General features: G+C 59.1%; 22 protein-coding genes, 6 tRNA genes and 2 pseudogenes. 10 read left to right on the forward strand and 20 right to left on the reverse strand.

What is annotated here, in order from left to right:
* Positions 1–80 precede the first annotated feature (80 nt).
* The 5 genes from ACTQVX_RS00925 (at position 81) to ACTQVX_RS00945 (ending at position 3,691) form a co-directional block, all read left to right on the forward strand.
* Positions 81–1,028: a LysR family transcriptional regulator gene (locus ACTQVX_RS00925; RefSeq protein WP_441054467.1), complete on the forward strand. Its 948-nt coding sequence runs from the start codon at positions 81–83 to the stop codon at positions 1,026–1,028.
* 141 nt (positions 1,029–1,169) lie between these two features.
* Positions 1,170–1,655 carry a ribonuclease HI gene (gene rnhA / locus ACTQVX_RS00930; protein WP_441041016.1) on the forward strand — a complete coding sequence of 162 codons (486 nt, stop codon included), beginning with the start codon at positions 1,170–1,172 and terminating at the stop codon, positions 1,653–1,655.
* 74 nt (positions 1,656–1,729) lie between these two features.
* Positions 1,730–2,836 carry a Gfo/Idh/MocA family protein gene (locus ACTQVX_RS00935; RefSeq protein WP_441054469.1) on the forward strand — a complete coding sequence of 369 codons (1,107 nt, stop codon included), beginning with the start codon at positions 1,730–1,732 and terminating at the stop codon, positions 2,834–2,836.
* A gap of 2 nt (positions 2,837–2,838) precedes the next feature.
* Positions 2,839–3,249, forward strand: coding sequence for an acylphosphatase (locus tag ACTQVX_RS00940; RefSeq protein ID WP_441054471.1), 411 nt, complete (start codon positions 2,839–2,841; stop codon positions 3,247–3,249).
* A 61-nt stretch (positions 3,250–3,310) separates the two neighbouring features.
* A complete protein-coding gene (locus tag ACTQVX_RS00945; RefSeq protein WP_441015836.1) occupies positions 3,311–3,691 on the forward strand; it encodes a Fur family transcriptional regulator in 381 nt (126 codons plus the stop codon).
* 76 nt (positions 3,692–3,767) lie between these two features.
* Here the strand turns inward: ACTQVX_RS00945 and ACTQVX_RS00950 are convergent, their stop codons facing one another.
* The 3 genes from ACTQVX_RS00950 to ACTQVX_RS00960 form a co-directional block, all read right to left on the reverse strand.
* Positions 3,768–4,565, reverse strand: a complete 798-nt coding sequence (locus tag ACTQVX_RS00950) for an HAD-IIB family hydrolase (RefSeq protein ID WP_441559967.1) — start codon at positions 4,563–4,565, stop codon at positions 3,768–3,770.
* Positions 4,566–4,648: 83 nt separating this feature from the next.
* A complete protein-coding gene (locus tag ACTQVX_RS00955) occupies positions 4,649–5,227 on the reverse strand; it encodes an urease accessory protein UreE (RefSeq protein WP_441559968.1) in 579 nt (192 codons plus the stop codon).
* A gap of 3 nt (positions 5,228–5,230) precedes the next feature.
* Positions 5,231–5,659 carry an FKBP-type peptidyl-prolyl cis-trans isomerase gene (locus ACTQVX_RS00960; RefSeq protein WP_117640821.1) on the reverse strand — a complete coding sequence of 143 codons (429 nt, stop codon included), beginning with the start codon at positions 5,657–5,659 and terminating at the stop codon, positions 5,231–5,233.
* A gap of 120 nt (positions 5,660–5,779) precedes the next feature.
* Here ACTQVX_RS00960 and ACTQVX_RS00965 point away from each other — a divergent pair, with 120 nt between their 5' ends.
* The 3 genes and pseudogenes from ACTQVX_RS00965 to ACTQVX_RS00975 all read left to right on the forward strand — a co-directional run.
* A complete protein-coding gene (locus tag ACTQVX_RS00965) occupies positions 5,780–6,793 on the forward strand; it encodes a dipeptidase (protein WP_427727766.1) in 1,014 nt (337 codons plus the stop codon).
* A 74-nt stretch (positions 6,794–6,867) separates the two neighbouring features.
* The gene (locus ACTQVX_RS00970) at positions 6,868–7,056 is read left to right on the forward strand and encodes a hypothetical protein (protein WP_441559971.1); all 189 of its coding nucleotides are present in this window, start codon (positions 6,868–6,870) and stop codon (positions 7,054–7,056) included.
* Between the two features lie 82 nt (positions 7,057–7,138).
* Positions 7,139–7,717: pseudogene (locus tag ACTQVX_RS00975) on the forward strand (transposase); the annotation flags it as partial.
* 95 nt (positions 7,718–7,812) lie between these two features.
* Here ACTQVX_RS00975 and istB read toward each other — a convergent pair.
* Together istB and ACTQVX_RS00985 are read right to left on the reverse strand one after the other, a co-directional pair.
* Positions 7,813–8,607: an IS21-like element helper ATPase IstB gene (istB, locus tag ACTQVX_RS00980; protein WP_441559973.1), complete on the reverse strand. Its 795-nt coding sequence runs from the start codon at positions 8,605–8,607 to the stop codon at positions 7,813–7,815.
* Positions 8,598–9,824 carry a Mu transposase domain-containing protein gene (locus ACTQVX_RS00985; protein WP_441559974.1) on the reverse strand — a complete coding sequence of 409 codons (1,227 nt, stop codon included), beginning with the start codon at positions 9,822–9,824 and terminating at the stop codon, positions 8,598–8,600. Before ACTQVX_RS00985 ends, istB begins: the two co-directional genes overlap by 10 nt.
* A 176-nt stretch (positions 9,825–10,000) precedes the next feature.
* Here ACTQVX_RS00985 and ACTQVX_RS00990 point away from each other — a divergent pair.
* Positions 10,001–10,696 (forward strand): annotated as a pseudogene (locus ACTQVX_RS00990) (transposase); the annotation flags it as partial.
* Between the two features lie 12 nt (positions 10,697–10,708).
* A complete protein-coding gene (locus tag ACTQVX_RS00995; RefSeq protein WP_441559985.1) occupies positions 10,709–11,410 on the forward strand; it encodes a M48 family metallopeptidase in 702 nt (233 codons plus the stop codon).
* 9 nt (positions 11,411–11,419) lie between these two features.
* Here the strand turns inward: ACTQVX_RS00995 and folB are convergent, their stop codons facing one another.
* The 15 genes from folB to ACTQVX_RS01070 all read right to left on the reverse strand — a co-directional run bounded on the left by folB (position 11,420) and on the right by ACTQVX_RS01070 (position 22,670).
* Entirely contained in the window at positions 11,420–11,905 is a 486-nt protein-coding gene (gene folB, locus ACTQVX_RS01000) for a dihydroneopterin aldolase (protein WP_427718610.1), read from the reverse strand.
* 43 nt (positions 11,906–11,948) lie between these two features.
* Complete coding sequence (locus ACTQVX_RS01005; protein WP_441559976.1) at positions 11,949–12,530, reverse strand: HD domain-containing protein; 582 nt, start codon at positions 12,528–12,530, stop codon at positions 11,949–11,951.
* A 2-nt stretch (positions 12,531–12,532) separates the two neighbouring features.
* A complete protein-coding gene (gene folE / locus ACTQVX_RS01010; RefSeq protein ID WP_427718613.1) occupies positions 12,533–13,090 on the reverse strand; it encodes a GTP cyclohydrolase I FolE in 558 nt (185 codons plus the stop codon).
* A 67-nt stretch (positions 13,091–13,157) separates the two neighbouring features.
* Positions 13,158–13,739 carry an anaerobic ribonucleoside-triphosphate reductase activating protein gene (gene nrdG / locus ACTQVX_RS01015; protein ID WP_441015851.1) on the reverse strand — a complete coding sequence of 194 codons (582 nt, stop codon included), beginning with the start codon at positions 13,737–13,739 and terminating at the stop codon, positions 13,158–13,160.
* 426 nt (positions 13,740–14,165) lie between these two features.
* A complete protein-coding gene (gene nrdD, locus ACTQVX_RS01020) occupies positions 14,166–16,388 on the reverse strand; it encodes an anaerobic ribonucleoside-triphosphate reductase (protein WP_427718616.1) in 2,223 nt (740 codons plus the stop codon).
* Between the two features lie 567 nt (positions 16,389–16,955).
* Positions 16,956–17,138, reverse strand: coding sequence for a hypothetical protein (locus tag ACTQVX_RS01025; protein ID WP_154517425.1), 183 nt, complete (start codon positions 17,136–17,138; stop codon positions 16,956–16,958).
* Between the two features lie 216 nt (positions 17,139–17,354).
* Positions 17,355–17,429, reverse strand: a tRNA-Val gene (locus ACTQVX_RS01030).
* 3 nt (positions 17,430–17,432) lie between these two features.
* A tRNA-Gly gene (locus ACTQVX_RS01035) sits at positions 17,433–17,508 on the reverse strand.
* Positions 17,509–17,588: 80 nt separating this feature from the next.
* Complete coding sequence (locus tag ACTQVX_RS01040; RefSeq protein WP_441559977.1) at positions 17,589–18,500, reverse strand: alpha-amylase family glycosyl hydrolase; 912 nt, start codon at positions 18,498–18,500, stop codon at positions 17,589–17,591.
* Positions 18,501–18,939: 439 nt separating this feature from the next.
* Positions 18,940–19,015, reverse strand: a tRNA-Gly gene (locus ACTQVX_RS01045).
* Between the two features lie 42 nt (positions 19,016–19,057).
* Positions 19,058–19,131: transfer RNA gene (locus tag ACTQVX_RS01050), tRNA-Cys, on the reverse strand.
* Positions 19,132–19,166: 35 nt separating this feature from the next.
* Positions 19,167–19,242, reverse strand: a tRNA-Gly gene (locus tag ACTQVX_RS01055).
* Positions 19,243–19,347: 105 nt separating this feature from the next.
* Positions 19,348–20,094: an anti-sigma factor antagonist gene (locus tag ACTQVX_RS01060; protein ID WP_441559616.1), complete on the reverse strand. Its 747-nt coding sequence runs from the start codon at positions 20,092–20,094 to the stop codon at positions 19,348–19,350.
* Positions 20,095–20,175: 81 nt separating this feature from the next.
* Positions 20,176–22,521 (reverse strand): SpoIIE family protein phosphatase, encoded by a 2,346-nt coding sequence (locus tag ACTQVX_RS01065; protein WP_441559979.1) that lies wholly within the window; start codon positions 22,519–22,521, stop codon positions 20,176–20,178.
* Between the two features lie 59 nt (positions 22,522–22,580).
* Positions 22,581–22,670, reverse strand: a tRNA-Leu gene (locus ACTQVX_RS01070).
* Between the last annotated feature and the right edge of the window lie 21 nt (positions 22,671–22,691).

Genomic DNA, 22,691 nt, shown 5'->3' on the forward strand with positions numbered 1-22,691 from the left:
CATTGTTTCGCGCGGTCAATCACTTAAAAGCGCTAACCTGTTATCGGTTTTTTAGATAGCTATCGAAAGGACGGGTGCCGATGACCCTCCAGCAGCTTCGTTTTCTTATCGCCGTGGCAGAATCCGGCTCAATTAACGCCGCAGCTCAGCGCCTCTATACCGCGCAATCCAATATCTCCAACGCCGTCAAAAGCCTAGAGCAGGAGCTCCGTCTGGAAATCTTTACGCGCTCCAGCCGCGGCGTCACACTCACCAACGACGGCACCGAGCTTTTAGGCTATGCGCGCCAGGTCGTAGAGCAGGCCGATATGCTCGAGGCCCGCTACGAGGACGGCGGCACACCCCAGGCACGCCTTGCCGTCTCGGCCCAGCACTACGCTTTTTCGGTCGAGGCCTTTGTCAACGTCGTCGAGCGCTGCCGCGACAGTAAGTTCGAGTTCATCATGCGCGAGACCACCACGTCACAGATCATCGACGACGTCCGCGCATTTCGCAGCGATATCGGCATTCTGTATCTGGATGACTTTAACGCCCGCGTCCTGCAGAAGGCCTTCGCCGACGCCCGCGCAAGCTTCCATCCCCTCTTCGATGCAACGGTCCACGTCTTCGTTAGCGAGCGCCATCCGCTCGCACGCCGCCCCCAGCTATCGCTTGCCGACCTTACGCCCTATACGCGCTACAGCTTTGAGCAGGGGACCTCGAACTCCTTCTATTACGCCGAGGAGCCGTTTAGCCATATCCCCTGCGACCGCAACATCCGCGTTTCCGACCGTGGCACGCTCACCAATCTGCTCATCACGTCGAACGGTTACACTTTGTCGACCGGTGTCCTCTCCAATGAAATGCAATGGGGCATGGCATCGATCCCGTTGGCAGACGCTCCAACGATGCGCGTGGGCTACATCATGCACGATGAGCGCAAGCCCTCTCCCCTGCTGCGGCAATACCTCGACGAACTCGATCGCATCATCCACGAAAACCAACCATTTGGGGACGGGATAGAAATGGCAGATTTAAAAGCCCTCTAGCTCTTGACAATTCAGGTCGCCCATCTTTCTTGGCGACAACGTCTCCACCATCCTTGTGGAGCGGCACGCCTCGCATAAAACAGGATGGACCGGGCGCTACAATAGACAGCCGCAAGAGAGGAACTCGACGAAAGGAAGTCTGTGAAGGTCATCATCTATACCGACGGCTCGGCTCGATCCAATCCGGGACGCGGTGGCTACGGCGCCGTGCTCAAATACACCAACCCCGCCGGCAAGACCTTCACCTCCGAGCTTTCGCGTGGCTACGCCAAGACCACCAACAACCGCATGGAGCTCATGGCGGTCATCGTGGCGCTCGAGGCGCTCAACCGTCCCTGCGAGGTCGAGGTCCACTCCGACTCGCAGTACGTCGTCAACGCCTTTAACAAGCACTGGATCGACGGCTGGAAAAAGCGCGGGTGGAAAACTGCCAACAAGCAGCCCGTTAAGAACCGCGACCTGTGGGAGCGCCTGCTTGCCGCAAAGAGCAAGCATAAGGTGGAGTTCATCTGGGTTAAGGGGCATGCCGGCCACGAGCTCAACGAGCGCTGCGACGAGCTCGCCACCACCGCGGCCGATGGAGCCAACCTCGATATCGACACCGGCTTTAACGAGAGCGACCTGTAATAGCGTTTTCGCGCAGCTTTATATCCCCACGCGCTACACTCATCCTGTAGACCAAAACAACGCAAGGGGGACGTATGCTGCGCATCGCGACCATCGGCACATCCATGATCACCGACGACTTTATCCAGGTCGTCAATGCCAACGACCAGGCTGTATTCGTAGGCACGCTCTCGCGCAACGCCGAGCGCGGCGCCGCCTTTACTGCCGAGCACGGCGGCGAGCGAAACTTTACTTCACTTGATGAGCTTGCAGCGGCCGCCGACGTCGACGCCGTCTATATCGGCAGCCCAAACGCACTTCACTACGAGCAGGCCCTTGCCTGCATCGCCAGCGGCAAGCACGTCATCGTCGAGAAGCCCTTCTGCGCCACCGAGGCGCAGGCGCTGGAAGTCTTCCGCGCCGCCGAGGCGGCGGGCGTCGTAGCCCTCGAGGCCATGCGCCCGCTCCATGACCCCGCTTTCCACGCCATCGAGGACGCCCTGGGCGAGATTGCGCCCATTCGTCGCGCCTCACTGCGCTTTGGCAAGTATTCTTCACGCTACAACGAGGTTCTCGCGGGACGCGCCACCAACATCTTCGACTGCCACATGGCCTCGGGCTCCCTCATGGATATTGGCGTCTATACCGTCGAGCCCATGGTCGAGATCTTCGGCATGCCCTCCAGCCTTACGAGCATGGCTACTCTGCTCGACCCCACCACGCAGGAGCTCACCCATGGCCCCATCGATGGCTGCGGTTCCATCCTCGCCAGCTACGGCGGTGGCCGTATCTCCGTCGAGCTCGCGCACTCCAAAATTACGAATGACCTACTGCCCTCGCAGATCGAAGGCGAGCGTGGCACTATCCAGATTGACCATCTGTCCACGCCCCGCAACGTCCGCATCGACTATCGCGGCGATGTCGTACGCGGCTCGGCGACCGAGGCGCCGCGCGAACAGAGCGACAACGGCCGCGTGCTCGACCTGCCCAAATCGAGCAACACCATGGAATACGAACTCGCAGACTTTATCACCGCCATCGGCGGCATCGATAACGTCAAGGAAGAGATTTGGGAGACCCCGGCGGGACGTCACGAGCTTGGCCACTATCGCGATGTCACGCTTGTCTCGCTGCGCATCATGGATGCCGTGCGCCAACAGGCCGGCATTACCTTCCCCGCCGATTCTGTCAAGCAGGCCTAGCGATGGGTATTTTCGACAAGCTTTTCTCGGGCGTCGCCGGCGGCAGCCGCGAGCCCCAAAAGCCCTCTGGCATCGAGCTCGAGCTGCGCCGCAGGCTTACTGTGCTCGCAAGCGACGAGGCCACTCAAGACACTCCCCTGCGCTATTTCCTGCGCTGGGAGGGGCAAGTCCAAGGCGTTGGCTTTCGCTTTACCAACACCAACCTCGCGCAGGCACGCGCACTCACCGGCTGGGTGCGTAACATGGAAGACGGCTCAGTCGAGATGGAGATACAGGGAGCTCCGGCAAACATCCTATCTCATCTCGAGGCGCTTCATGCCTCCTACGAGCGCATGGGAACGCGTTTTCGCCTCGTAGACGCCCAGCTCCGAGCCTCACTTGCCAATGAAGACGGTTTCACTCCTCATTATTAGTATTGTGTGCTAAATACGGTATCATTTACCTACGACCGTTAATAGAAAAGAGGCGAGGCGCATGGCGGTGCAAAGAAGGAATACCAGGCAGCGAAAGCTGGTTCTTGACGCCGTGCGCCAAAGCTATAACCATCCCACCGCCGATGAGATCTACAACGTCGTGCGCGCGCAGGATGACAAAATCAGCCGCGGTACGGTCTACCGCAACCTCAATCTCTTGGCCGATGCCGGGGAGATTCTCTCGATTAAAACGCCGGGCGGCAGCCGCTTCGATCGTGCCATCGAGCCGCATGCGCATATCATCTGCACCTCGTGTGGCCGCGTCATCGATGTGCCGCTCCCCTTCAATACCCAGCTCGACGCCAGGGCATCCGAACAAATCGGATGGAGCGTCAGCTCGCACTACACCATCTTCGAGGGCCTCTGCCCCAACTGTAGGTAGATTTTGGGACATGCCTTAAAAACAACTTTTTCACCGATTGCGGCAAAAGAAAGATTTCCAGGCATGTCCAAAATGTCTACTCAGCAAGTAGGCGACGCAGCTCTTCTTCGACCGTGCGCACGTAACGGACGCGGTCGTTGATACCGCGCATACTGGGATTGCAGCTCTCCATCAGATAGGGATGGCCCACCACGTTGAGCATGTCGCGGTCGTTTTCATTATCGCCAAACGCCATCATTTCGTTAGGTGAGATCCCCAGCGCACGACCATAATCGGCAAGCGCGGACCCCTTGCCCGAATCAAAGCCGATAAAGTCGGTCCATTCGGTTCCCGACGTCATCACATCGACCCGGTCGCCAAAGCGACGGACGAAATACTCCAGCGCCGCCGGCTGCTCTGTCTCGGGCGTTTGAAACGCGATCTTAATGACGTCCTCGTCGATGTCCTCGGGACGGTCGACCACCGCCACATCGCAATGGACCTCGTAGCGCAAATGGTCGACGAATGCATCGTTGCCGCTCATGGTGTAGAGGTGCCCCTCGCAGGAAAGGGTCACGTCGGCATGGGGATACGCAACCACGGCATTCGCGATATCCATAGCAAGGTTACGCTCCATGGAACGCTTGACAACGGCACGCCCCTCGCTCATCACGAGGGCTCCGTTTTCGCATACATAGGCGAGATCATCGGCCACCGGGGCAAACAGATAGCGCAAGCTCGCATATTGACGGCCGCTCGCCGGCATAAACACGATGCCACGACGATGCAGCTCATCGATGAGCTCAAAGGCCTCGGAACGCGGCTCGCACTCCCCCGGATGCAGCAACGTGCCGTCCAAATCGCATGCAATCAGCTTGATTCCCTCAAGACCCATATGCTTTCCCCCACAGCACCTCATCAACAGCAAGACGGACTTTGAATAGCTGCCTCTCAAAGTCCGTCTTGCTCATACGCACGTTAACCGCGCGCCTTTTTTACGATCGTAAAGTCGGGAGCCATACTCACGACGACCTCCGCCGCACGCGACGCAAAGCGCCGGTCCGTATCGAGTTCACGGGTAACCACCGAGAGCATAACGCCCTCGACGTCTCGGAGCATGCGGCCCAAAACAGGCTGCACCGGCGTATACATGCGCACGGTATGCTCGTCCGAATCGCCTCGGAAAAGCGGCGCGTGCATATTGCCGATCTCCCAACACGCATGCGCGAGCGCAATCGGATCCATGCGGTCGACTTCGACCAAATAGACCTCGGCGCCGCGCAGGCGCACGACAACCGCCACGGGCACCATGCCTGAACGGTCGATGGCGAGCACGTCGCCGTCGGCAAGACGACTGCCGTCGGCAGCATCTAGCCGAACATCGACCGTGCGCCCCAGCTCCGTCACGCCCGCAAACGCGCAAACATCAGCCTGGTCCCAATCGAGCAGCAGCTCGTCAACTTCAAAGATGCCACCCAGCTCCCGACGAAGCAGGAGTTCATAGGACGGATCGTTGAGATTTCCCAAGCATGTCGTCGAAACCAAGCGTTCAGGCATACTCTAATCCTCGACCTCGACGAGCTCGATATCAAAGTTGAGATCCTTGCCGGCCAGCTCGTGGTTAGCATCGAGCGTCACGGCCTCGGGCGTCACATCGATGACAACGGCAGGGACAGGCATGCCGCTCGGCGTGGACAGGAAGAGCTTCATGCCCTTCTCGATCTGCTCGATGTTGGGAACCTGCTCGGCCGGGAAGGTGATAACCATCTCGGGATTGTGCTCGCCGTAGGCATCGGCAGCAGGAATGTGCACGGTCTTCTTCTCGCCCACCTGCATGTCGACAACGGCGGCATCGAAGCCCTTGATCATCTGACCGGCACCGCAGGTGAACTCCAGCGGCTCGCCGCGATCGTAGGAGCTATCGAACTGCGTGCCGTCGTCGAGCGTGCCGCGATAATGGGTCTTGACCTTCTTGCCCTGGTTGGACATGGAAACCTCCGTGATAAGGGCGGCACACAACGCGGGCCGCCATGAACGTATGGCGCTAACTATACCCTAGTCATACAATTCGAAGACAGTTTGCAAAGAAACGCTGCAACCGGAGGAACCATGGCATATCCCGTATTTGACTTGCACTGCGACACCGCCGACCGCATCGGCTGGGCCACGCTCGATCTCGACCTGCGCTTTACCGCCGGCACCGACGGTTATTTCCCCGGCGACGAGACGCATCCGCAAGATTTCGACCTCATCGAGGGCAACGCCTGCGCCATCTCGCTCGCAAAGATCGGCAACACACCGTGGGCACAGTGCTTCGCCACGTTTGTCCCCGACGAGATTCCCTCCGCCCACGCCGCGCGCTTCCAGGCGCAGATCATGGCGCATATGAGCGGCCAGGCCATGCTCAACCACGATCGCATGGTCAACGTGCGCAGCGCCGCAGACATTCGTCCCGCGCTCAAGGACGGCAAGGTCGCTTGCATCCACACCATCGAAAACGCCACGTTCTTTGCCGAGGACCCCGCACTGATCGAGGTGCTCAAGAGCTTGGGCGTACTCATGTCGTCACTCAGCTGGAATGCGCAGGGGCCGCTCGCGAGCGGACACGATACCCACGCCGGCCTCACCGCCGCCGGCATCGAGGCACTTACGCAGATGGAGCACGCCGGCATGGTGCTTGACGTCTCCCATCTCAACGATGAGTGCTTTGACGAGGTCGCCGTCCGCGCCACGCGTCCCTTCGTCGCCAGCCACTCCAACTCCCGTGCGGTTTGCGGCGCCAAACGCAATCTTACCGACGACCAGTTCCGCACCATTCGCGACATGGGTGGCATCGTCGGCCTCAACTACTGCAGCGAGTTCCTTTCCAACGACGCAACCGACAAGACCGCCGCAGACGTCACCTTCGATCAGCTGGCGGCACATATCGAGCACTGGCTCGACCTGGGCGGCGAGGACGTCATCGCGCTCGGCGGCGACTGGGACGGCGCCACGGTGCCCGCTTTCCTCTCCGATGCCAGCAAGATGCCCGAGTTCCAGAACATGCTCTCCAAGCATTTTGGCAAGACCGTGATGCAAAAGCTCTGCAGCGACAACGCGCTTGCCTTCTTTGAGCGTTATTAATTTCACATCCCTTGAGCGGGCCGGCATGCCGAACGGTCGACATGCCGGCCCGTCCCCAATCTGAAGGACCGCTTTTGACGCAGCAGTTTACGATTTCCGTATCCCGACCGGATGGGATGCCCATCCCCGTCGTCGTTACCAAAAAGCGTGTCAAGAACTTCAACCTACGCGTCACATCGAGCGGTGAGGTCCACGCCAGTGCGCCGCTCGGCGCCACCCGCGAGGATCGCGTCGAAAATGTTGGTGTAAGGGTGACACCCTAGCGCTCGTTTAACGAAGAACGGCCTTCGTCCTAGAATCTGAAATCACCACAACAACAGGTTCTAGGAAAGGACGAAGACCGCTATGGAAATCTTATCAGACCCGACGCCGGACATGCTCGCTATGCCCCGTTTCGACGACGGCGCCATCGATATGCAGGAGCTGCTTCGCAGACTCGCCGAGCAGGTCGTGAACGCCGTGATGGACGCCGAGGCCGACCAGCTCTGCGGTGGCGGGGCGAACAGCCGAAACGGCTACCGCGAGAGGTCGCTCGCCACCTGCGTCGGCACGCTGACGCTGCGCATCCCCAAGCTGCGCTCCGGCAGCTTCTTCCCGGAGGACGTGCTCGAGCGCTACCAGCGCGTCGACCGCGCCCTCGTTGCCGCCGTCGCCGAGATGTACGCCACGGGCACGAGCACCCGCAAGGTGCAGAGGGTGGCCGAGAAGATGGGCGTCTCCAGGCTCTCGAAGGACCAGGTGAGCGCAATCGCCTCGAGCCTGGACGCAGACATCGAGGATCTGTGCGGAAGGCCGCTCGACGGCTCGCCGGTGCCCTACGTCTGGCTCGACGCGACCTACGTCAAGTGCCGCCGCGAGGGGCGCGTCGCCTCCACCGCCGTGGTCACCGCCATCGGCTGCGATGCGGGCGGCTGGAGGCGCGTCTGTTAACGTCAATATAAATTTCACCAATTTTGCTGGCCGGCAAAACCAATCGCGCTGGCGGGATCGCACCATTTGCGCTGGTGCACTTTCACCAGTTAGGCCCCCTCTCCAATCCTTTTCGTATCCCTGGGAAGGTCCTTCATTCGGTACGAGGGACCCGTTATCTTCAGCAGCGTGCAGTGGTGCACGAGCCTGTCGGCGATGGCGGAGGCGGTCACCGCATCCCCGAATACGTCGGCCCATGCGCCGATTCCCACGTTCGTCGTCACTATCGTGGACCGATGCTCGTAGCGCGCCGACACCAGCCTGAACAGCAGGTCGGCCCCCTCGTCGTCGATGTCAAGGTAGCCCAGCTCATCGATGATGAGCAGCGTGCAGTGGGCGTAGTACTTGATCCTCTTCTCCACCAGGCCCCTTGACGCCGCGTCCTTCAGGTCGGCGACGAGCCTTGCGCAATCTATGAAGCGGACCTCCTTCCTGGCACGGACGGCCTCCACGCCCAGCGCTATGGCGATGTGGGTCTTTCCCACGCCCGGGTTTCCCACGAGCAGCACGTTTTCCGCCCGTTCCAGGAAGCCGAGGGACGACAGCCCGATCACCGTGGGCTTGTGGACGCTCGGCTGGAATCCGAAGTCGAAGTCGTCCAGGGTCTTCACGTAGGGAAAGCCCGCCGACTTCACGCGGCGCTCCATCTCCTTGCTGTTCTTCCTGTCCACCTCCATGGCCGCAAGCTCCATGATTGCCGTGCAGAAGTCCATCTCCCCGCCGGAGACCATCGCCTCGTACCCAGGCAGCGCCGATGCCATCGCATCGAGCCCCAAGGCCTCCAAGCCGTTCATCATCCGCACATACGTGCTCGATTCCCCCAATGAGCCCATCGTTACCTCCACGCGTCTTCCGACTCTCCTATGATTCGCAGGTTCTCCCTGGCCGCCGCCTGGATGTCCTCGTCGGCATACCTTCGCTTCGAGGACAGGGCCTCCTCGTAGTGGGCCGGGTCGTAGTTGATCCTTCCGGACGCCTTGGACATGTCGTGCAGCGCCACCAGCTGGCCGTCCATGCTTATGCGCAGCTGGCCCCCGGGCATGGCCAGCAGCCTCACCCTCTTTCCGATGCATCTCCTCGGGACCGACCATTCCCGGCCCCTGCATCTGACGAGCATGGTGCTGGGCACGACCTGGTCCGACACGTCGCCGACCATCTCCTGGAGGGCTCGCAGGTTGCCGATCGGGCGCAGGTAGTCCTTCTCTTTGAGGAAGGCGACGGCAGGCGGCACGCCGAGCGCCTCGTGGGGCTCCAGGTTGGCGCGCCTTTCTATGTTCGCGATGATCGCGATGAGCTCGTCCTCGCCGTCGAAGTCGAAGTCGTATGCGCGCAGGCGGCTTAGGAACCTGTTTGCCGACTCGTCCTTGCCCTTGGTCTCGGGCGACCTGCGTGCGCAGTACTCGATTCTGGTTCCCGCCTCCTTGGCGAACCTGTCGGCGCGTTCGCTGCGTTTGCGCCCGCCTTTGCTGAACGAGACCAGCGACGACATGTTGTCCGTAAGGCAGGTCTCTGTGAATCCGCCGTTGGCGACGGCGACGTCAAGCAGGCAAGCGAGCACGTCGTCGGCGGTCTTGGTCTTAGAGTAGCGGTACCTCTTCAGCCTTGAGGCCCCGAGGATGGCGGAGAACACGTTGAATTCGAAGATCTCGCCGTTGACGTCGGTCATCCTGATGTCCTCCTTCCAGTCGAACTGGAGCTGGACTCCCATCGGGGTCTCGAATCGCGGATGCGGGACCGGGCCGCCGGGCGGCGTGCCGCAAGCTATCTGGTGCTTGCGCATGTACTCGGTCAACGTCGGGTACTTCGGCACCTTCTCCTCGCCATACCTGTCAACGAGGTATTCGTGGATCGCCTTCTTGGTAACGCCCGGAAGGCCCGCCTTCTGCGCGATGACCTCCCGGTACTCATCGAAGCCGCTCGGCTTCTCGGATCGCCCGTCGGAAACGTCGGACCCGTTGCGCCAAAGCTTGGCAACCGTGTGCCGGTCCATCCCGTAGCGTCTTGCCACGTCGGAGAAATTCGGCGTAGTTCCCGCTTGGCGATACATGTCAAGCTCTCCCATCACATTCCTTTCCAACCTTGCGCTCCTTCCTGGATCAACGAACAGGAGGAGCATATTTCCTGACAAAGGTTGGTGAAAGTACACCAGCGCGGTTGGCGCCAAAAGGCCAGTGTGATTGGTGAGGTTATGCCAGTTGATTTGGTTATTTATACGTTAGCGCTAACAGCGTCCTCGGTGTCGACGTGGTTGACACCGAGTCTTACGACTCGTGGCTCGCCTTCCTGCGGGCTATCCGCTCGCGCGGGGCGGCGGGCGTGCGGCTCGTCGTCTCGGACGCCCACCCGGGGCTCGTCCGGGCGCTCGGCGAGGTCTTCCAGGGCGCCGCGTGGCAGCGCTGCGCGGTCCACCTCATGCGCGACTGCATGCGCGAGGCCGGCTCCTGGCAGCTCAGGCGCCGCGTGGGCAGGATCGTGTCGCAGGTGTTCCGCGGGCGCGACGCCGCCACCGTGACGGCCATGTACCACGCGGCGTGCGACATGCTGGCGGGGTGCTGCCCCAGGGCGGCGGCGGTGCTGGAGGAGGCCGAGCCCGACGCGCTGGCCTACCTCGACTTCCCGCCGACCCACTGGAAGCGCCTGCGCACCAACAACGTGCAGGAGAGGACCAACCGAGAGATAAAGCGCAGGTCGCGCGTCGTGCAGGTGTTCCCCTCCACGGGCTCGCTGGTGCGGCTCGCGGGCGCGGTCATGTGCGAGCAGGACGAGATATGGCAGGAGTCCAGGTACTTCTCGGAGGCGAGGATGAACGAGCTCTACGACGACGGTCGCACCCGGGGGATCGACGGTCCCGTCGATTGGGCGCGGCTCGAGGCGGAGGCAAGGAAGATGCTCGAGTCCGGCCTCGAGCTTGCGGACAGGGTCGAGGCGGCATAGGATATCAACCGTATTCCAGATTCTGGGACGCCGGGCCGACTCGCTTCGGATCGGGCACTACACCAACTTTCTCGACACTACCCCCGCGAGCGTATCGAAGCATTTGTGAAGCGCAACAGCGCCTGGATTATCAGCCGACTTGCCCAGCGCGAGCAACGTCAGGCGACGGAGCGAGAGCCGCTCAGCCCCTCGTCCATCATTGCGCTTTGGGGCAAGCCCATCACGGTACAAGATGCGCTCGATCACAACTTTGCATCACCCGCACCGCGACCCAAACAGGCCACCTTCGCAAGTTTTATGGGTACCGACGAGCCAGGTGGGCGCGCGCAGGCAAAGCAGCACACGGCCCTCGACGGCCTAACGCCCGATAAGCTCCAAGCCCGCATCGACCAGCTCTATACATCCGAGGTCACCACGGCGCTGCGCGATATGGTGCGCACATACGAAATCGCAATGGATGTCGCCGCTTCCCGCGTTTCCGTGCGCAGCATGAAAACGCGCTGGGGCTCGTGTACGCCCAAAACCGGTGCCATTCGCATCGCACGCGAGCTTGCCGCCTACCCCGTCGAGTGCCTTGACATGGTTGTCGCCCACGAGCTCGTCCACTTGCTCGAGCCAAGCCACAATCAGCGGTTTCACGCCCTGCTCGACACGTACTGCCCCAACAATAGAGCTCTGTCGCAGCGGCTCAAGCAGCCACCCATAGAGACGTAGTAGAACCGGTTAGCGCACGCGCTCGATCTCGACACCGCAGCTTGCCAGGGGAAGACCGACGGGCGCCCAAGGCTTATCGAGCTTAACACGCACGCCGAGCAGCAGAGGGTAACGACGTAGCAGCATCTGGGCCACGCCCTCGGCTGCGGCCTCGATGAGCTTAAACGTATGCTCGCGCAGATAGCCATCGACATCGTGGCACACCGAGCCGTAGTCAATCGAGGCATCCAGGTTATCGTGCTCCCCTGCTGCACGCAGGTCGGCATAGAGCACCAAGGACACGATGAACTTCTGGCCCAGGGCGTTCTCCTCGGGATACACGCCGTGGTTGGCAAAGACCTCAAGACCTTCAACGGTGATGCGATCGGCATGGCGCAGATCGTCATAGCTCACGTGGGGCACCGCCGTTGCGGTGGATATTTCGCCCCTTCCACGGCGGGCGAGCTCGGCGCCTTCAGTCTTGGTTGCATTCTCGGGCAGTTTCTTGTTGGTCATCGCGATCGTCTCCTTCGTTTAGAACCCCGACCGCGCAAACCAACTACACGCGAATCGACAGGTTCTTTTTATCATCGCTCCAGTTGCAGGCATTGCGCGCGGGGCATGCAAAGCAGGCGCGCGACGCTTTGTCAGCTGCATAGAGCAGACGCTCAAGCGGTTGGCTGTTCACGCGCAGCTTTCTATGGCCTAAAATGGCCGTCTTAATGGCCGCGGCATCGGCCGGATCAAATGCCACGTCATCGGGCATGCCGCCAAGAATCGCATCAGCGACGCGCTCGCTTGCAACATCATGGGATATACCCGATTCATACTGTTCATCTTTGCCGATATCGTGAAGAAGTGCCGTGGCGTAGATGACCTCGCGGTCAAATTCGAGCTGTTCCTCAAGATTCTTAATCCACATAATGCGCGCGACATCCAGCAGATGGTCAATACCGTGGCGGCAGAAGATGCGCCCCGATTCCAACTGTGCAATGTTGCCCAGGTGCCGCCGGAACAGCCCGTTGGCACAAATGCAATCAATGCGAGGCATGGCGCCAAAGGGAGTCAGGCCCGAAGCCATAAAACCGCGACGCGGCGTCCCCTCATCGGTCTTCGATGTAAAGTCGTTGACGACTCTCATGGTTAGCGGCCCAGCATCCTAAAGAATCGCTCCTCGAGCGCGGGATCGGTCTCAAAGACGCCGCGACGAGCAAGCGTTACGGTCTTGGTACCGGGCTTTTGCACGCCGCGCATGGTCATGCACATATGCTCGGCTTCCATCAGCACGATCGCCCCTTGGGGAGCAAGATATTCCATGAGGGCATCGGCAACCTGCGCGCACAGCTGCTCCTGCAGCTGCAGACGACGGGCATAGACCTCAACCGTGCGAGCAAGCTTAGACAGACCCGCCACGCGACCGTTAGGGATATAGCCGATCGCAGCCTTGCCATAAAAAGGCAGCAGATGGTGCTCGCACAGCGAGTAAAACGTAATATCGCGCTCGATAACCAAATCGTTCGAAGCGACGGCAAAGGTTTTGGACAGGTGCTCCTCGGCACTCCGGCCCATACCGCCGGCAATCTCGCCATACATACGGGCGACGCGTGCCGGGGTCTCCAGCAGGCCCTCACGAGTTGGGTCCTCGCCTATACCTTCAAGCAGCAGCTTAATAGCAGTCTCGACTTTTTCCTGATCGACCATCTGGGCCTCACTTTTTTCGATTTCGCGTTCGCGCTATGGTACCACGCTGGCACGCAACCTCTTCCAGCTACATAGTATGGGTCGAATAGACCGGATCGTCCCGCCAAAGCTCCACAGCGTCGCAAAGCGCAACGCCCTCGCGCGCAGCACGAGCGCGCGAGGCGTTCATGTCGATCACGCGCTGATTACTCGAGCCCCTAAAGCGCAACGAGATATCGTACAGATCTTGAACGAACGGACCGTCTACCAGCATGTCGAGGCAAGCAAGGATACGGTCCGTCACGTCGGTATGGTGGCGGCCGCCCGGCATTAGTTCCTCGAGCACATCACCGGTAAAGCACCAAATGGTCTTCCCAGACTCCACAGGATAGGTCGCACGCACGCGTTCGATAAAATCAACGAGCCCCGCCTGGTTCTCGGGTTCCATAGGCTCCCCGCCCAGAATCGTCAGGCCATCAATAAAGGGATGATCAAGACTCTCGATGATTTTGTCCTCGACGGCACGATCGAACGGTTCACCCGCGGCAAAGTCCCACGCGACGGAGTTAAAACAATTCTTGCACCCACGACGGCACCCACTCACAAACAGAGAGGTACGAACGCCTTCTCCATCAGCAATGTCGAAATACTTAATGTTCGCGTAGTTCATAGGTAACCTTCCTGGGGGTCTGGAGCATATCATCCCGTCCTCAAACATTCTCGGCCTTCGGCCTGCGAAACTACGGGCGAGACGATATGCTCCAGATCCCTCGCGAGCGACACTCGATGAACGAAGCGAACATCGAGTATGGGGTTCGAGGCCCAATAAAAACTGGGTTGCGGCTCAACCGGCATCGCAAGTAAATCGCAGCTGCAGCTCGAATTATTTCCGCTAAGAACTTCGAGGAGTGAGCAGACCGCATACTGCATCTCAGCTACATCAACTTGGCTGCCCCGTAGCGAGGCCCCGGACCTTTGCTCGATATGAGTTCCGCACGAACAGGAGGCGCCAGTGGCGCCTCCGTCGTGAGCCAGGACTGTCCGAAATAGCGAGTAAAGGTCCGGGGCCTCGCTACGGGGCAGCCTGGGATGGTTATTAGAGATGCAGCACGCGGTCGCGGATCTCCTCGGTTCGACCCTGGTTCCAGAACTGGGTACCGATGTAGCCGCACGTGCGACGGGCGACATTCATCTTCTCCTGGTCACGATTGCCGCAATTGGGGCACTCCCACACCAGTTTGCCATCGTCCTCGACAATGCGAATCTCGCCGTCATAGCCGCACACCTGGCAGTAATCGCTCTTGGTGTTGAGCTCGGCGTACATGATGTTGTCGTAGATGTACTGCATTACGCGAATGACCGCCTTGAGGTTGTCCTGCATGTTGGGAACCTCAACGTAGGAGATGGCACCGCCCGGCGAAAGCTGCTGGAACATGCCCTCAAACTTAAGCTTGTCGAAGGCATCGATCTCCTCGGACACGTGGACGTGATAGCTGTTAGTAATGTAGCCCTTATCCGTCACGCCCGGGATAATGCCGAAACGGCGCTGCAGGCACTTGGCGAACTTGTAGGTCGTCGACTCAAGCGGGGTGCCGTACAGCGAGAAGTCGATATCGCTTTCGGCCTTCCACTCGGCGCACTTGTCGTTCATGTGCTGCATGACGGCCATGGCAAACGGCGTGCCCTCCTTCTCGGTATGGCTGTGGCCCGTCATGTACTTGACGCACTCATACAGACCGGCGTAACCCAGGCTAATGGTGGAATAGCCGCCCACGAGCAGCTTGTCGATCGTCTCGCCCTTCTTAAGGCGCGCCAAGGCACCGTACTGCCAAAGAATCGGCGCAGCATCCGAAAGCGTGCCCATCAGGCGCTCATGACGGCACAGCAGGGCGCGGTGGCACAGCTCAAGGCGCTCATCGAAGATCTTCCAGAACTTGTCCATGTCCTGATGCGAGCTCAGCGCAACATCGGGCAGGTTGATGGTCACAACACCCTGGTTAAAGCGACCATAGTACTTAGGCTTGGTCGGATCATAGTTCAGAGCGTTGGCGACATTGTTAAAGCCGTTGCCCGAACGGTCGGGCGTCAGGAAACTGCGGCAACCCATGCAGGTATAGCAATCACCGTTGCCGGCGGTCTCGCCCTTAGACAGCTTGAGCTCGCGCATCTTCTTCTCGGAGATGTAGTCGGGCACCATGCGCTTGGCGGTGCACTTGGCGGCGAGCTTGGTCAGATAGAAGTACGGCGAATCCTCGCGGATGTTATCGTCCTCGAGCACGTAGATGAGCTTGGGGAACGCCGGGGTGATCCACACGCCGGCTTCGTTCTTAACGCCCTCATAGCGTTGACGAAGCGTCTCCTCCACAATCATGGCAAGGTCGTGCTTCTCCTGGGGCGTACGGGCCTCATTGAGATACATAAAGACCGTCACGAACGGCGCCTGGCCATTCGTGGTCATAAGGGTCACGACCTGATACTGAATCGTCTGGACGCCGCGACGAATCTCATCGCGCAGGCGTTCCTCAACGACCTCGCGAACCTTCTCGGCAGATGCCGAAACACCGAGCTCCTCAAGCTCGCGAGCAACCTCGCCGCGAATCTTTTGACGGCTCACCTCAACGAACGGGGCGAGATGGGTCAGCGAAATAGACTGACCGCCGTACTGGGAGGAAGCAACCTGGGCGATAATCTGCGTCGCGATGTTGCAGGCGGTCGAAAAGCTGTGCGGCTTCTCGATCAGCGTGCCCGAGATAACGGTGCCGTTCTGGAGCATGTCCTCCAGGTTCACCAGATCGCAGTTGTGCATGTGCTGGGCAAAGTAATCCGAATCGTGGAAATGGATCAGACCCTCATTATGGGCATCCACGATCTCCTGGGGCAGCAGCACGCGTTGGGTCAGGTCCTTGGAAATCTCGCCGGCCATATAGTCGCGCTGAACGGAATTGACGGTCGGATTCTTATTGGAGTTCTCCTGCTTAACCTCTTCGTTATTGCACTCGATCAGCGACAGGATCTTGTCGTCGGTCGTGTTCTTTTGGCGCTTCAGGCTCTGAACATAACGATAGATGATGTAGCGGCGAGCGACCTCGTAGCAGTCGAGACGCATGATCTCGTCCTCGACCAGATCCTGGATCTCCTCGACCGATACGGTATGGCCGGCCTTCTCACATGCCTCGGCGACGTTTTGCGCCGCATAGATCACCTGGCGGTCGGTAAGACGAGAGCCCTCCTCGACCTCCAAGTTGGCGGCGCGAATCGCATTGACGATCTTATCGATGTCAAAGGCAACCTCGGTACCGCTGCGCTTGATGATCTTCATCCTCTTGCCTCTTTCGCGTCGTAATCCCATTGCGCTTCAGAGCCAAACGATGCCTGGCAGGGCTTGTCCCTGTCTTGCGGCGCCGTCGCGCAATCTGTGTTCTCGATAAACCATAGGTCCTCATGCGGACAATCCTCGCGGCCGATCAAGCGGCTCAAAGGCGTGTCCAAATGGGACGAACAAGGTCTTCGTTCTCTGTCCGCCATCTATCATACGACAAAGACGCCTCTATATCCTGTATTCTTTTTTTAGGTCAAACACAACATATAGTGTTTCAGCAGGTCAAAGCAATTGGTCATTTTACAGACACATTAATTATGAGGGTTTCTTGGCAAGTCGGTAAAACGTTACCAACGCGGCTACCTGCAAGGCAGTTATAAAACCCCCTCGTCAAGCCGCCGACAAATCCTATCAAAACCAAGCCGCTCACGCGAAAAGAATCCAAAAGATTATGCTTGACCAACATGTTGCGGTCGAATGCCGGCGGACGGAGCGACGGGGCTGCAAACGCTCGGAAGACTACAGCCCCGGCACCCCGTCCGCCGGCATTCGATAGGCGAGGGGCTATTAGTTCTCTTCGCGAGCTATCATGCGGCCGAGAGCCGCTGTAAAGGGATCGAGCAGCACGCCGGCGATAACCACAAAAGCCCACCCCTTTGTGACAAGGCCCGCCCAGCGCGCGAAGAACGTACGGCCTTCAATCGTTCCGAATCCTCCCTGGAAGGCAATCTCGCCAAAACCGATCACCATAAAAGATTGCGCGGGGGTCAACCATGGAAACGCGGGCGACGTGCACGGTTATGATCAAAATAATCATCTCCCACGAGACCAAGAGGCCAATAACGACAAATTATGCTGGGCAGCAAATGCAACGTGAAAAAGCGACCGAGGTCGATAATTTGACGGCATATTATGTGTGTTTATAACAAAACAGTCCAGAAGCAAAGCCTCTGGACTGCGAACATTTGGTGGGCGTTACAAGATTTGAACTTGTGACCTCTTCCGTGTCAGGGAAGCGCTCTCCCCCTGAGCTAAACGCCCAAATGGAGCGGACAACGGGGCTCGAACCCGCGACCCCAACCTTGGCAAGGTTGTGCTCTACCAACTGAGCCATGTCCGCTTACGGGGATTAATCTTACGTGATACCCGCATCCTATGCAAGAACTTTTTTTGAAAAGTTTTGCGACGCTCTCGCGAACCTCACGAAGACATCAGCCACCTCAAAAAGGCCGAGCTCCTCACCCTGATACACGTATGCCGAGCCCGGAAGCGCCAGCTCAAGCAAAAGGGCCGCCCGCGCGCGGCGCTCGCCGAGTTCACGGTCCTCGTCATAAGACGACCCGTCGCGTAAGAGCCAGTCGAGCGAAATCTGGTGGTAGCGCGTCGCCTTGATTTGCGGCAGGGCATAGCGCGTCGCCACTCGCGATAGATCTCGTGGACCTCGTTGCGGTCCCACAGCGGATGGGTGCCGTCGTCAACCATGTCATCGCCCTCGGCGAGATGCCACCGGTCGAGGTCATCGCGGTCGAGGTCCTTGGCGAGACCGTGCGCCACATCAATGCGAAAGCCATCGACGCCTCGATCGCTCCAAAACGTCAGGACGTCGCAAAAGAACGCATGAACCTCGGGGCATGACCAGTCAAAGTCCGGCTGCTCGGGCGTAAACATATGCAGATACCACTGACCGTCCGCAACACGCGTCCAGGCGGGGCCTCCAAAGTTGGCATTCCAATTGGTGGGAGGCAGCTCGCCATGTTCGCCGCGACCATCGCGGAAGATATAACGGGCGCGCTCGGGCGATCCGGGGCGGGCGGCAAGAGCGGCTTTGAACCAGGGGTGCTGGTTGGATGAATGATTGGGCACGATGTCGACGATGACCTTGATGCCGCGCGCGTGAGCCGCAGCGACCATGTCATCGAAGTCGTCAAGCGAGCCGAGACGTGGGTCGACATCGCAGTTATCCGCCACATCATAGCCACCATCGACAAGAGGCGATGGGTAAAACGGGCTCAACCAGATGGCCTCGATGCCCAGCCGCTCAAGATAGTCCATCTGCTGGGTAATGCCCGCGATGATACGCCCAAAGCTGTTATTCGCGGCAAACAACGCCACAGCCACGCCCCAAGACGCTCGCTCCCTCTCGGCTTCGGGCCTCCCGGGACGAATCGACCGATTAGTGAAAAGAACGGAAAACCCACTCCCCCGGTCACGACAGCGAGCGGGCTCCGGGTGCCCCAGGTTGCCGCGAAAGAGGAGGGAAGCGTACTTTATGTACGCGACCGACGATTGAGGGGCAAGATGGGGTGCCCGGGGCTCGCGCAGCGTCAACAAAAAACGCGGTTCGTTAGAACCGCGTAAGATAGTTGGAGCGGACAACGGGGCATCCGCGTATCCGCTTCGCGGATCCGCACCGGCTTCGGCCGCCTGCCGGCGACCTCGCCAGCTCGCTACAAACGCTCCGCGTTTGCTTAACGCTCGCTCCCTCTCGGGTTCGAGCCTCTGCAATGGGTACGAAAAAGCCCGGCTACCGTGGTAGTCGGGCTGTTGTGCTTGGAGCGGACAACGGGGCTCGAACCCGCGACCCCAACCTTGGCAAGGTTGTGCTCTACCAACTGAGCCATGTCCGCATATGTAAAACAAAACGGGCGCCGGAGCGCCCGGATGTTGCCTGGAGGCGAAGCCCGGATTCGAACCGGGGGTAAAGGCTTTGCAGGCCTCTGCCTTACCACTTGGCCACTTCGCCGAAAAAGGACCGTTAAGAACGGTCCGGAAATGCAATGGAGCGGACAACGGGGCTCGAACCCGCGACCCCAACCTTGGCAAGGTTGTGCTCTACCAACTGAGCCATGTCCGCTTGCGGGTTATTAATTTACGCGAGTTATCCAAAAGACGCAAGTACTTTTTTCAAAAAAGTTGCCCAAAGCAAGTTCACGCAGGGAAATCATGTCGGCCCAAGGCGCTAAGCGCACGATTCCAATGCCGAACTAAACAGCTTCACCATCCGAACGCGTGTGCCGGCACCATCCGTGCGACGGGCAACCTCCACATTATCGACGAGCATGCGCATAAGCTTGATACCGCGTCCGCGTTCCTCGGATGCCATCGGTTCGCTCGCCCCATCGATAGAATAGCCAGAACCTCGATCAAGCACCTCAAGCACAACACGGTCCCCATAGGCCTGAACCGTCAGGATGCAGCCAACACCGCCCGCATGGTCATATGCGTTACCCAATGCCTCCCCCAACGCTAATGCGACGTCATAGCGCTCATCACGCCTCAGGGGAAGCGATTCGAGAAGCTCGGCCACACGGTGCCGATAATACGGGAGATTCTCGATGCCTCGCTGCACCTTGACGCTCTTGCTCCATCGCGGCAACTCCCCCACCGGAATGGCGGGAATCGACTCCCGCACCGGACCCGCAACATGAAGGATGTCGACAAGTCGGGCAATCTCCAAAAAGCGAACGACCTCATCGGAGGCGTTAACAAGCGAAAGCAGCCCTTCTCGTCTCATAAGCTCTCTGGCACGCGTAAGCAAAAACGCCAAACCCGTCGAGTCGATAAAAGCCACGGTCTGGCAATTGATGACAACACGGCGCACGCCCCGGTCGATTAAATTATCCAACCGTCGGCGCAGCTCGGGCACCGAGGCGATATCGATATCGCCCGGTGGCGTCAAAACCGCTATGTCATTCCACTCATTCATGCGACCATGGTTCCCCAAAAGAGCTCGCTCGATGCAAACTTTTCTGCAACCGTTAGGATTCTGTATGCCCAACGTCGCGACCTACGATCGACCCCGTAAAAACTCAAGGGACACCAATGCAATGTCATCGTCCAGCGCCGAGTCGGTAAAGCGGTCAAGCTCGCCCAAGACCTTACCGCAGATGCCCGATACGCCCTCACCCGAAACAGAGAGTAGAAGGTCGCGCAGGCGTTGCTCGCCAAAGAAAGCACCCGAGCGGTCGCGTGCTTCGATCGTTCCGTCGGTATACATAAACAGCATGTCACCAGGATCGAACGTAAACACGCCCGTCTCGTACACCATGCTCTCAAAGGCACCGATCACGCCCGATTGGCACCCAAGGAGCTCCACTTCTCCCCCGCAGGTCTCTCCTCCGCCATGCGGCGTCGACGACGGCCTAATGACCATAGTGGGAGGATGTCCCGCAGAGCAATAGGTAGCACGGCCCGCTTTAAGATCAATCTTGGCGATAAACGCCGTCACAAACGTCTCGACCCTCGAAAAGCCCATGAGCATGCTATTGAGCGAGCGGGCCATGCGAGCGGGTCCCGCACCCTCCCAGGCATAAGCCGTCAACGCCGTCTTGACGAGTGCCGACATCGACGCCGCCTCAATTCCTTTGCCGGAGACATCGCCCAATATCATAACGGCGCAATCGTCTGGAAGACGGACAAGCGTATAGAAGTCACCACCAACCAACGCCGAATTCGTTGCCGACAGGTATACCGAATCGGTTGCGATGCCCGGAACGTCGCCTAGCGAATTTCTCATGCCAATCTGAAGCGTCTGAGCGATATGACGCTCTTCACGCTTTTGAGACTCGCCCTCATAGATCAGCTCAAAGTCGTGTGCCAAATGCACCATGTAGTCGTATTCAAGGTCGTCGATTGGCTCCTGGCTGCCATCACGGAGCAGCAAAACGCGCCTCGTCGGTCCCTTGGCGATATCAGCGGGCACAATCGCATCGTTGCTTCTCGTACCATCCGCCTCCGAGCGGCAGCGCCCCGCCTCGATACCGGAATCGACATAAAGTCCCTGACACGGCAGGCCGTGGGCTCTCAACCATGCGCCCATAGTCGTGGATTCGTCCACGCGCGTAAGGCGCACGTGCTTGAGGTCGTCGGCGCTCGTCCCGCCCAGCACCGATGTCTCAAATCCATCGGAAATTGCCCCCAGGCGCGCCGCCGGCGTCGTGACAGAAAAGAAGAGTGACTCCGGATCGCCCGGCAATGCCACACGACTGCCGCCCTCAAAATCGATGACATAGGTTCCGAGGCCCGCATCATACTCCACGGGGCAGAAATGGCAACTGAGCACAGCGCAGATTTCGGTCGACACCGCACGCGAGGCGGCAATAGGATCATCGAGATAGGCAAACAACTCATCGCGCAGCACGTTGAGAGAACGGCCAAGCTCTGCCGTGCGACGTGAACGTAGACTCGATGCCATGCCGACTAGTTGGATGGAGAGATAATCGCAAATGACCTCGAGCACGTTGACATCATAGGCAAGCGGCGCCTGCGGACGTTTCCAACCGACCTCCAACACACCGAGCACCTGAGTGCCATAAAACACGGGAAGACATATCTCGCTGCGGTATGGAGGCATATCTTGCATGCGTAGCAGGTGCTTAGAACGATTGTCCAGGTCCATGAACATACCCGAGGCAATCCTATCGCCCTCAAGGTCCTGCTGAATCGACAGGCGGCAGGCACGAGACTCACGGAGCACATACGTCGGGATACCCGCACCATACGGCATAAACTCGGGCAGGTAGCTGTCATACAGCTCCTTGGAAACACCGCGAAGCTTAAAACCGCCGCTCTCAGAAAAATAGATGGCAGCACCCGAGGCATCGAGGGTTCCTACAAGCTGGTTCAAAACGGTATCCAACAAACTAGGCAGCTCATCGGAGCCCACCGTGCTCATAATGACCGACAACGTGCCCGAGAGGCGCTTATTCGCCACTCTGAGCTCCGAAAGCGCACGCTTGAGCTGACGGTCATGCGAATACTGCTCTTCGATACTATGGAGCGCCACGAGAACACGCGGCGCACGGCGGCCAAAGATACGAGGCGGCGTAACCGAGCCGGCACAAACTAGGACGGGAATAAAGGAGCCGTCACTTAGCTTAAGCATCAACTCGCTCTCGGTACCATTGGTCTCAAAAGGAAGACGATGTTCTGTCGCGCGTTCAAATGCTGACGAGTACAAGAAATCTTTAACGTCCCCGTTGATCACATCGGAACGTTCCTCGCAGATCAAGTCGAGCAAGCGATTGTTTACATGCAAAATGGTTCCGTCGAGCTCGCAGATAATGACAGCATCGCTCGTAATATCGACCAATTGGGCAACGTCAACCCACTCATTGCGCTCAAGCGTTTCCATCGTGAACCTCACCGTCTATCGGTAACAAAAAAGCCTCCGAAGAGGCTTCTCAAATGCGATGGTGTCGGAGGCGGGACTTGAACCCGCATGACCAAAAAGCGGTCACTAGCACCTCAAGCTAGCGCGTCTGCCAATTCCGCCACTCCGACATGCTATATTGTTGATTCGCA

Origin of the sequence: Collinsella sp. LCP19S3_A6, assembly GCF_052122015.1 — a bacterium.
Lineage (GTDB): Bacteria > Actinomycetota > Coriobacteriia > Coriobacteriales > Coriobacteriaceae > Collinsella.

Coding starts and splice junctions, on each gene's coding strand:
- ACTQVX_RS00955 (WP_441559968.1), bottom strand. CDS start 5,227: ATGCCTGAACGCTTGGTTTCGACGACATGCTTGGGAAATCTCAACGAT.
- nrdD (WP_427718616.1), bottom strand. CDS start 16,388: ATGAAGATCATCAAGCGCAGCGGTACCGAGGTTGCCTTTGACATCGAT.
- ACTQVX_RS00925 (WP_441054467.1), top strand. CDS start 81: ATGACCCTCCAGCAGCTTCGTTTTCTTATCGCCGTGGCAGAATCCGGC.
- ACTQVX_RS01065 (WP_441559979.1), bottom strand. CDS start 22,521: ATGGAAACGCTTGAGCGCAATGAGTGGGTTGACGTTGCCCAATTGGTC.
- nrdG (WP_441015851.1), bottom strand. CDS start 13,739: ATGAACTACGCGAACATTAAGTATTTCGACATTGCTGATGGAGAAGGC.
- folB (WP_427718610.1), bottom strand. CDS start 11,905: ATGACCAACAAGAAACTGCCCGAGAATGCAACCAAGACTGAAGGCGCC.
- ACTQVX_RS00965 (WP_427727766.1), top strand. CDS start 5,780: ATGGCATATCCCGTATTTGACTTGCACTGCGACACCGCCGACCGCATC.
- ACTQVX_RS00935 (WP_441054469.1), top strand. CDS start 1,730: ATGCTGCGCATCGCGACCATCGGCACATCCATGATCACCGACGACTTT.
- ACTQVX_RS01005 (WP_441559976.1), bottom strand. CDS start 12,530: ATGAGAGTCGTCAACGACTTTACATCGAAGACCGATGAGGGGACGCCG.
- ACTQVX_RS00950 (WP_441559967.1), bottom strand. CDS start 4,565: ATGGGTCTTGAGGGAATCAAGCTGATTGCATGCGATTTGGACGGCACG.
- ACTQVX_RS00985 (WP_441559974.1), bottom strand. CDS start 9,824: ATGGGAGAGCTTGACATGTATCGCCAAGCGGGAACTACGCCGAATTTC.
- ACTQVX_RS00945 (WP_441015836.1), top strand. CDS start 3,311: ATGGCGGTGCAAAGAAGGAATACCAGGCAGCGAAAGCTGGTTCTTGAC.
- ACTQVX_RS00940 (WP_441054471.1), top strand. CDS start 2,839: ATGGGTATTTTCGACAAGCTTTTCTCGGGCGTCGCCGGCGGCAGCCGC.
- ACTQVX_RS01025 (WP_154517425.1), bottom strand. CDS start 17,138: ATGGTGATCGGTTTTGGCGAGATTGCCTTCCAGGGAGGATTCGGAACG.
- folE (WP_427718613.1), bottom strand. CDS start 13,090: ATGGTCGATCAGGAAAAAGTCGAGACTGCTATTAAGCTGCTGCTTGAA.
- ACTQVX_RS00960 (WP_117640821.1), bottom strand. CDS start 5,659: ATGTCCAACCAGGGCAAGAAGGTCAAGACCCATTATCGCGGCACGCTC.
- ACTQVX_RS01060 (WP_441559616.1), bottom strand. CDS start 20,094: ATGAATGAGTGGAATGACATAGCGGTTTTGACGCCACCGGGCGATATC.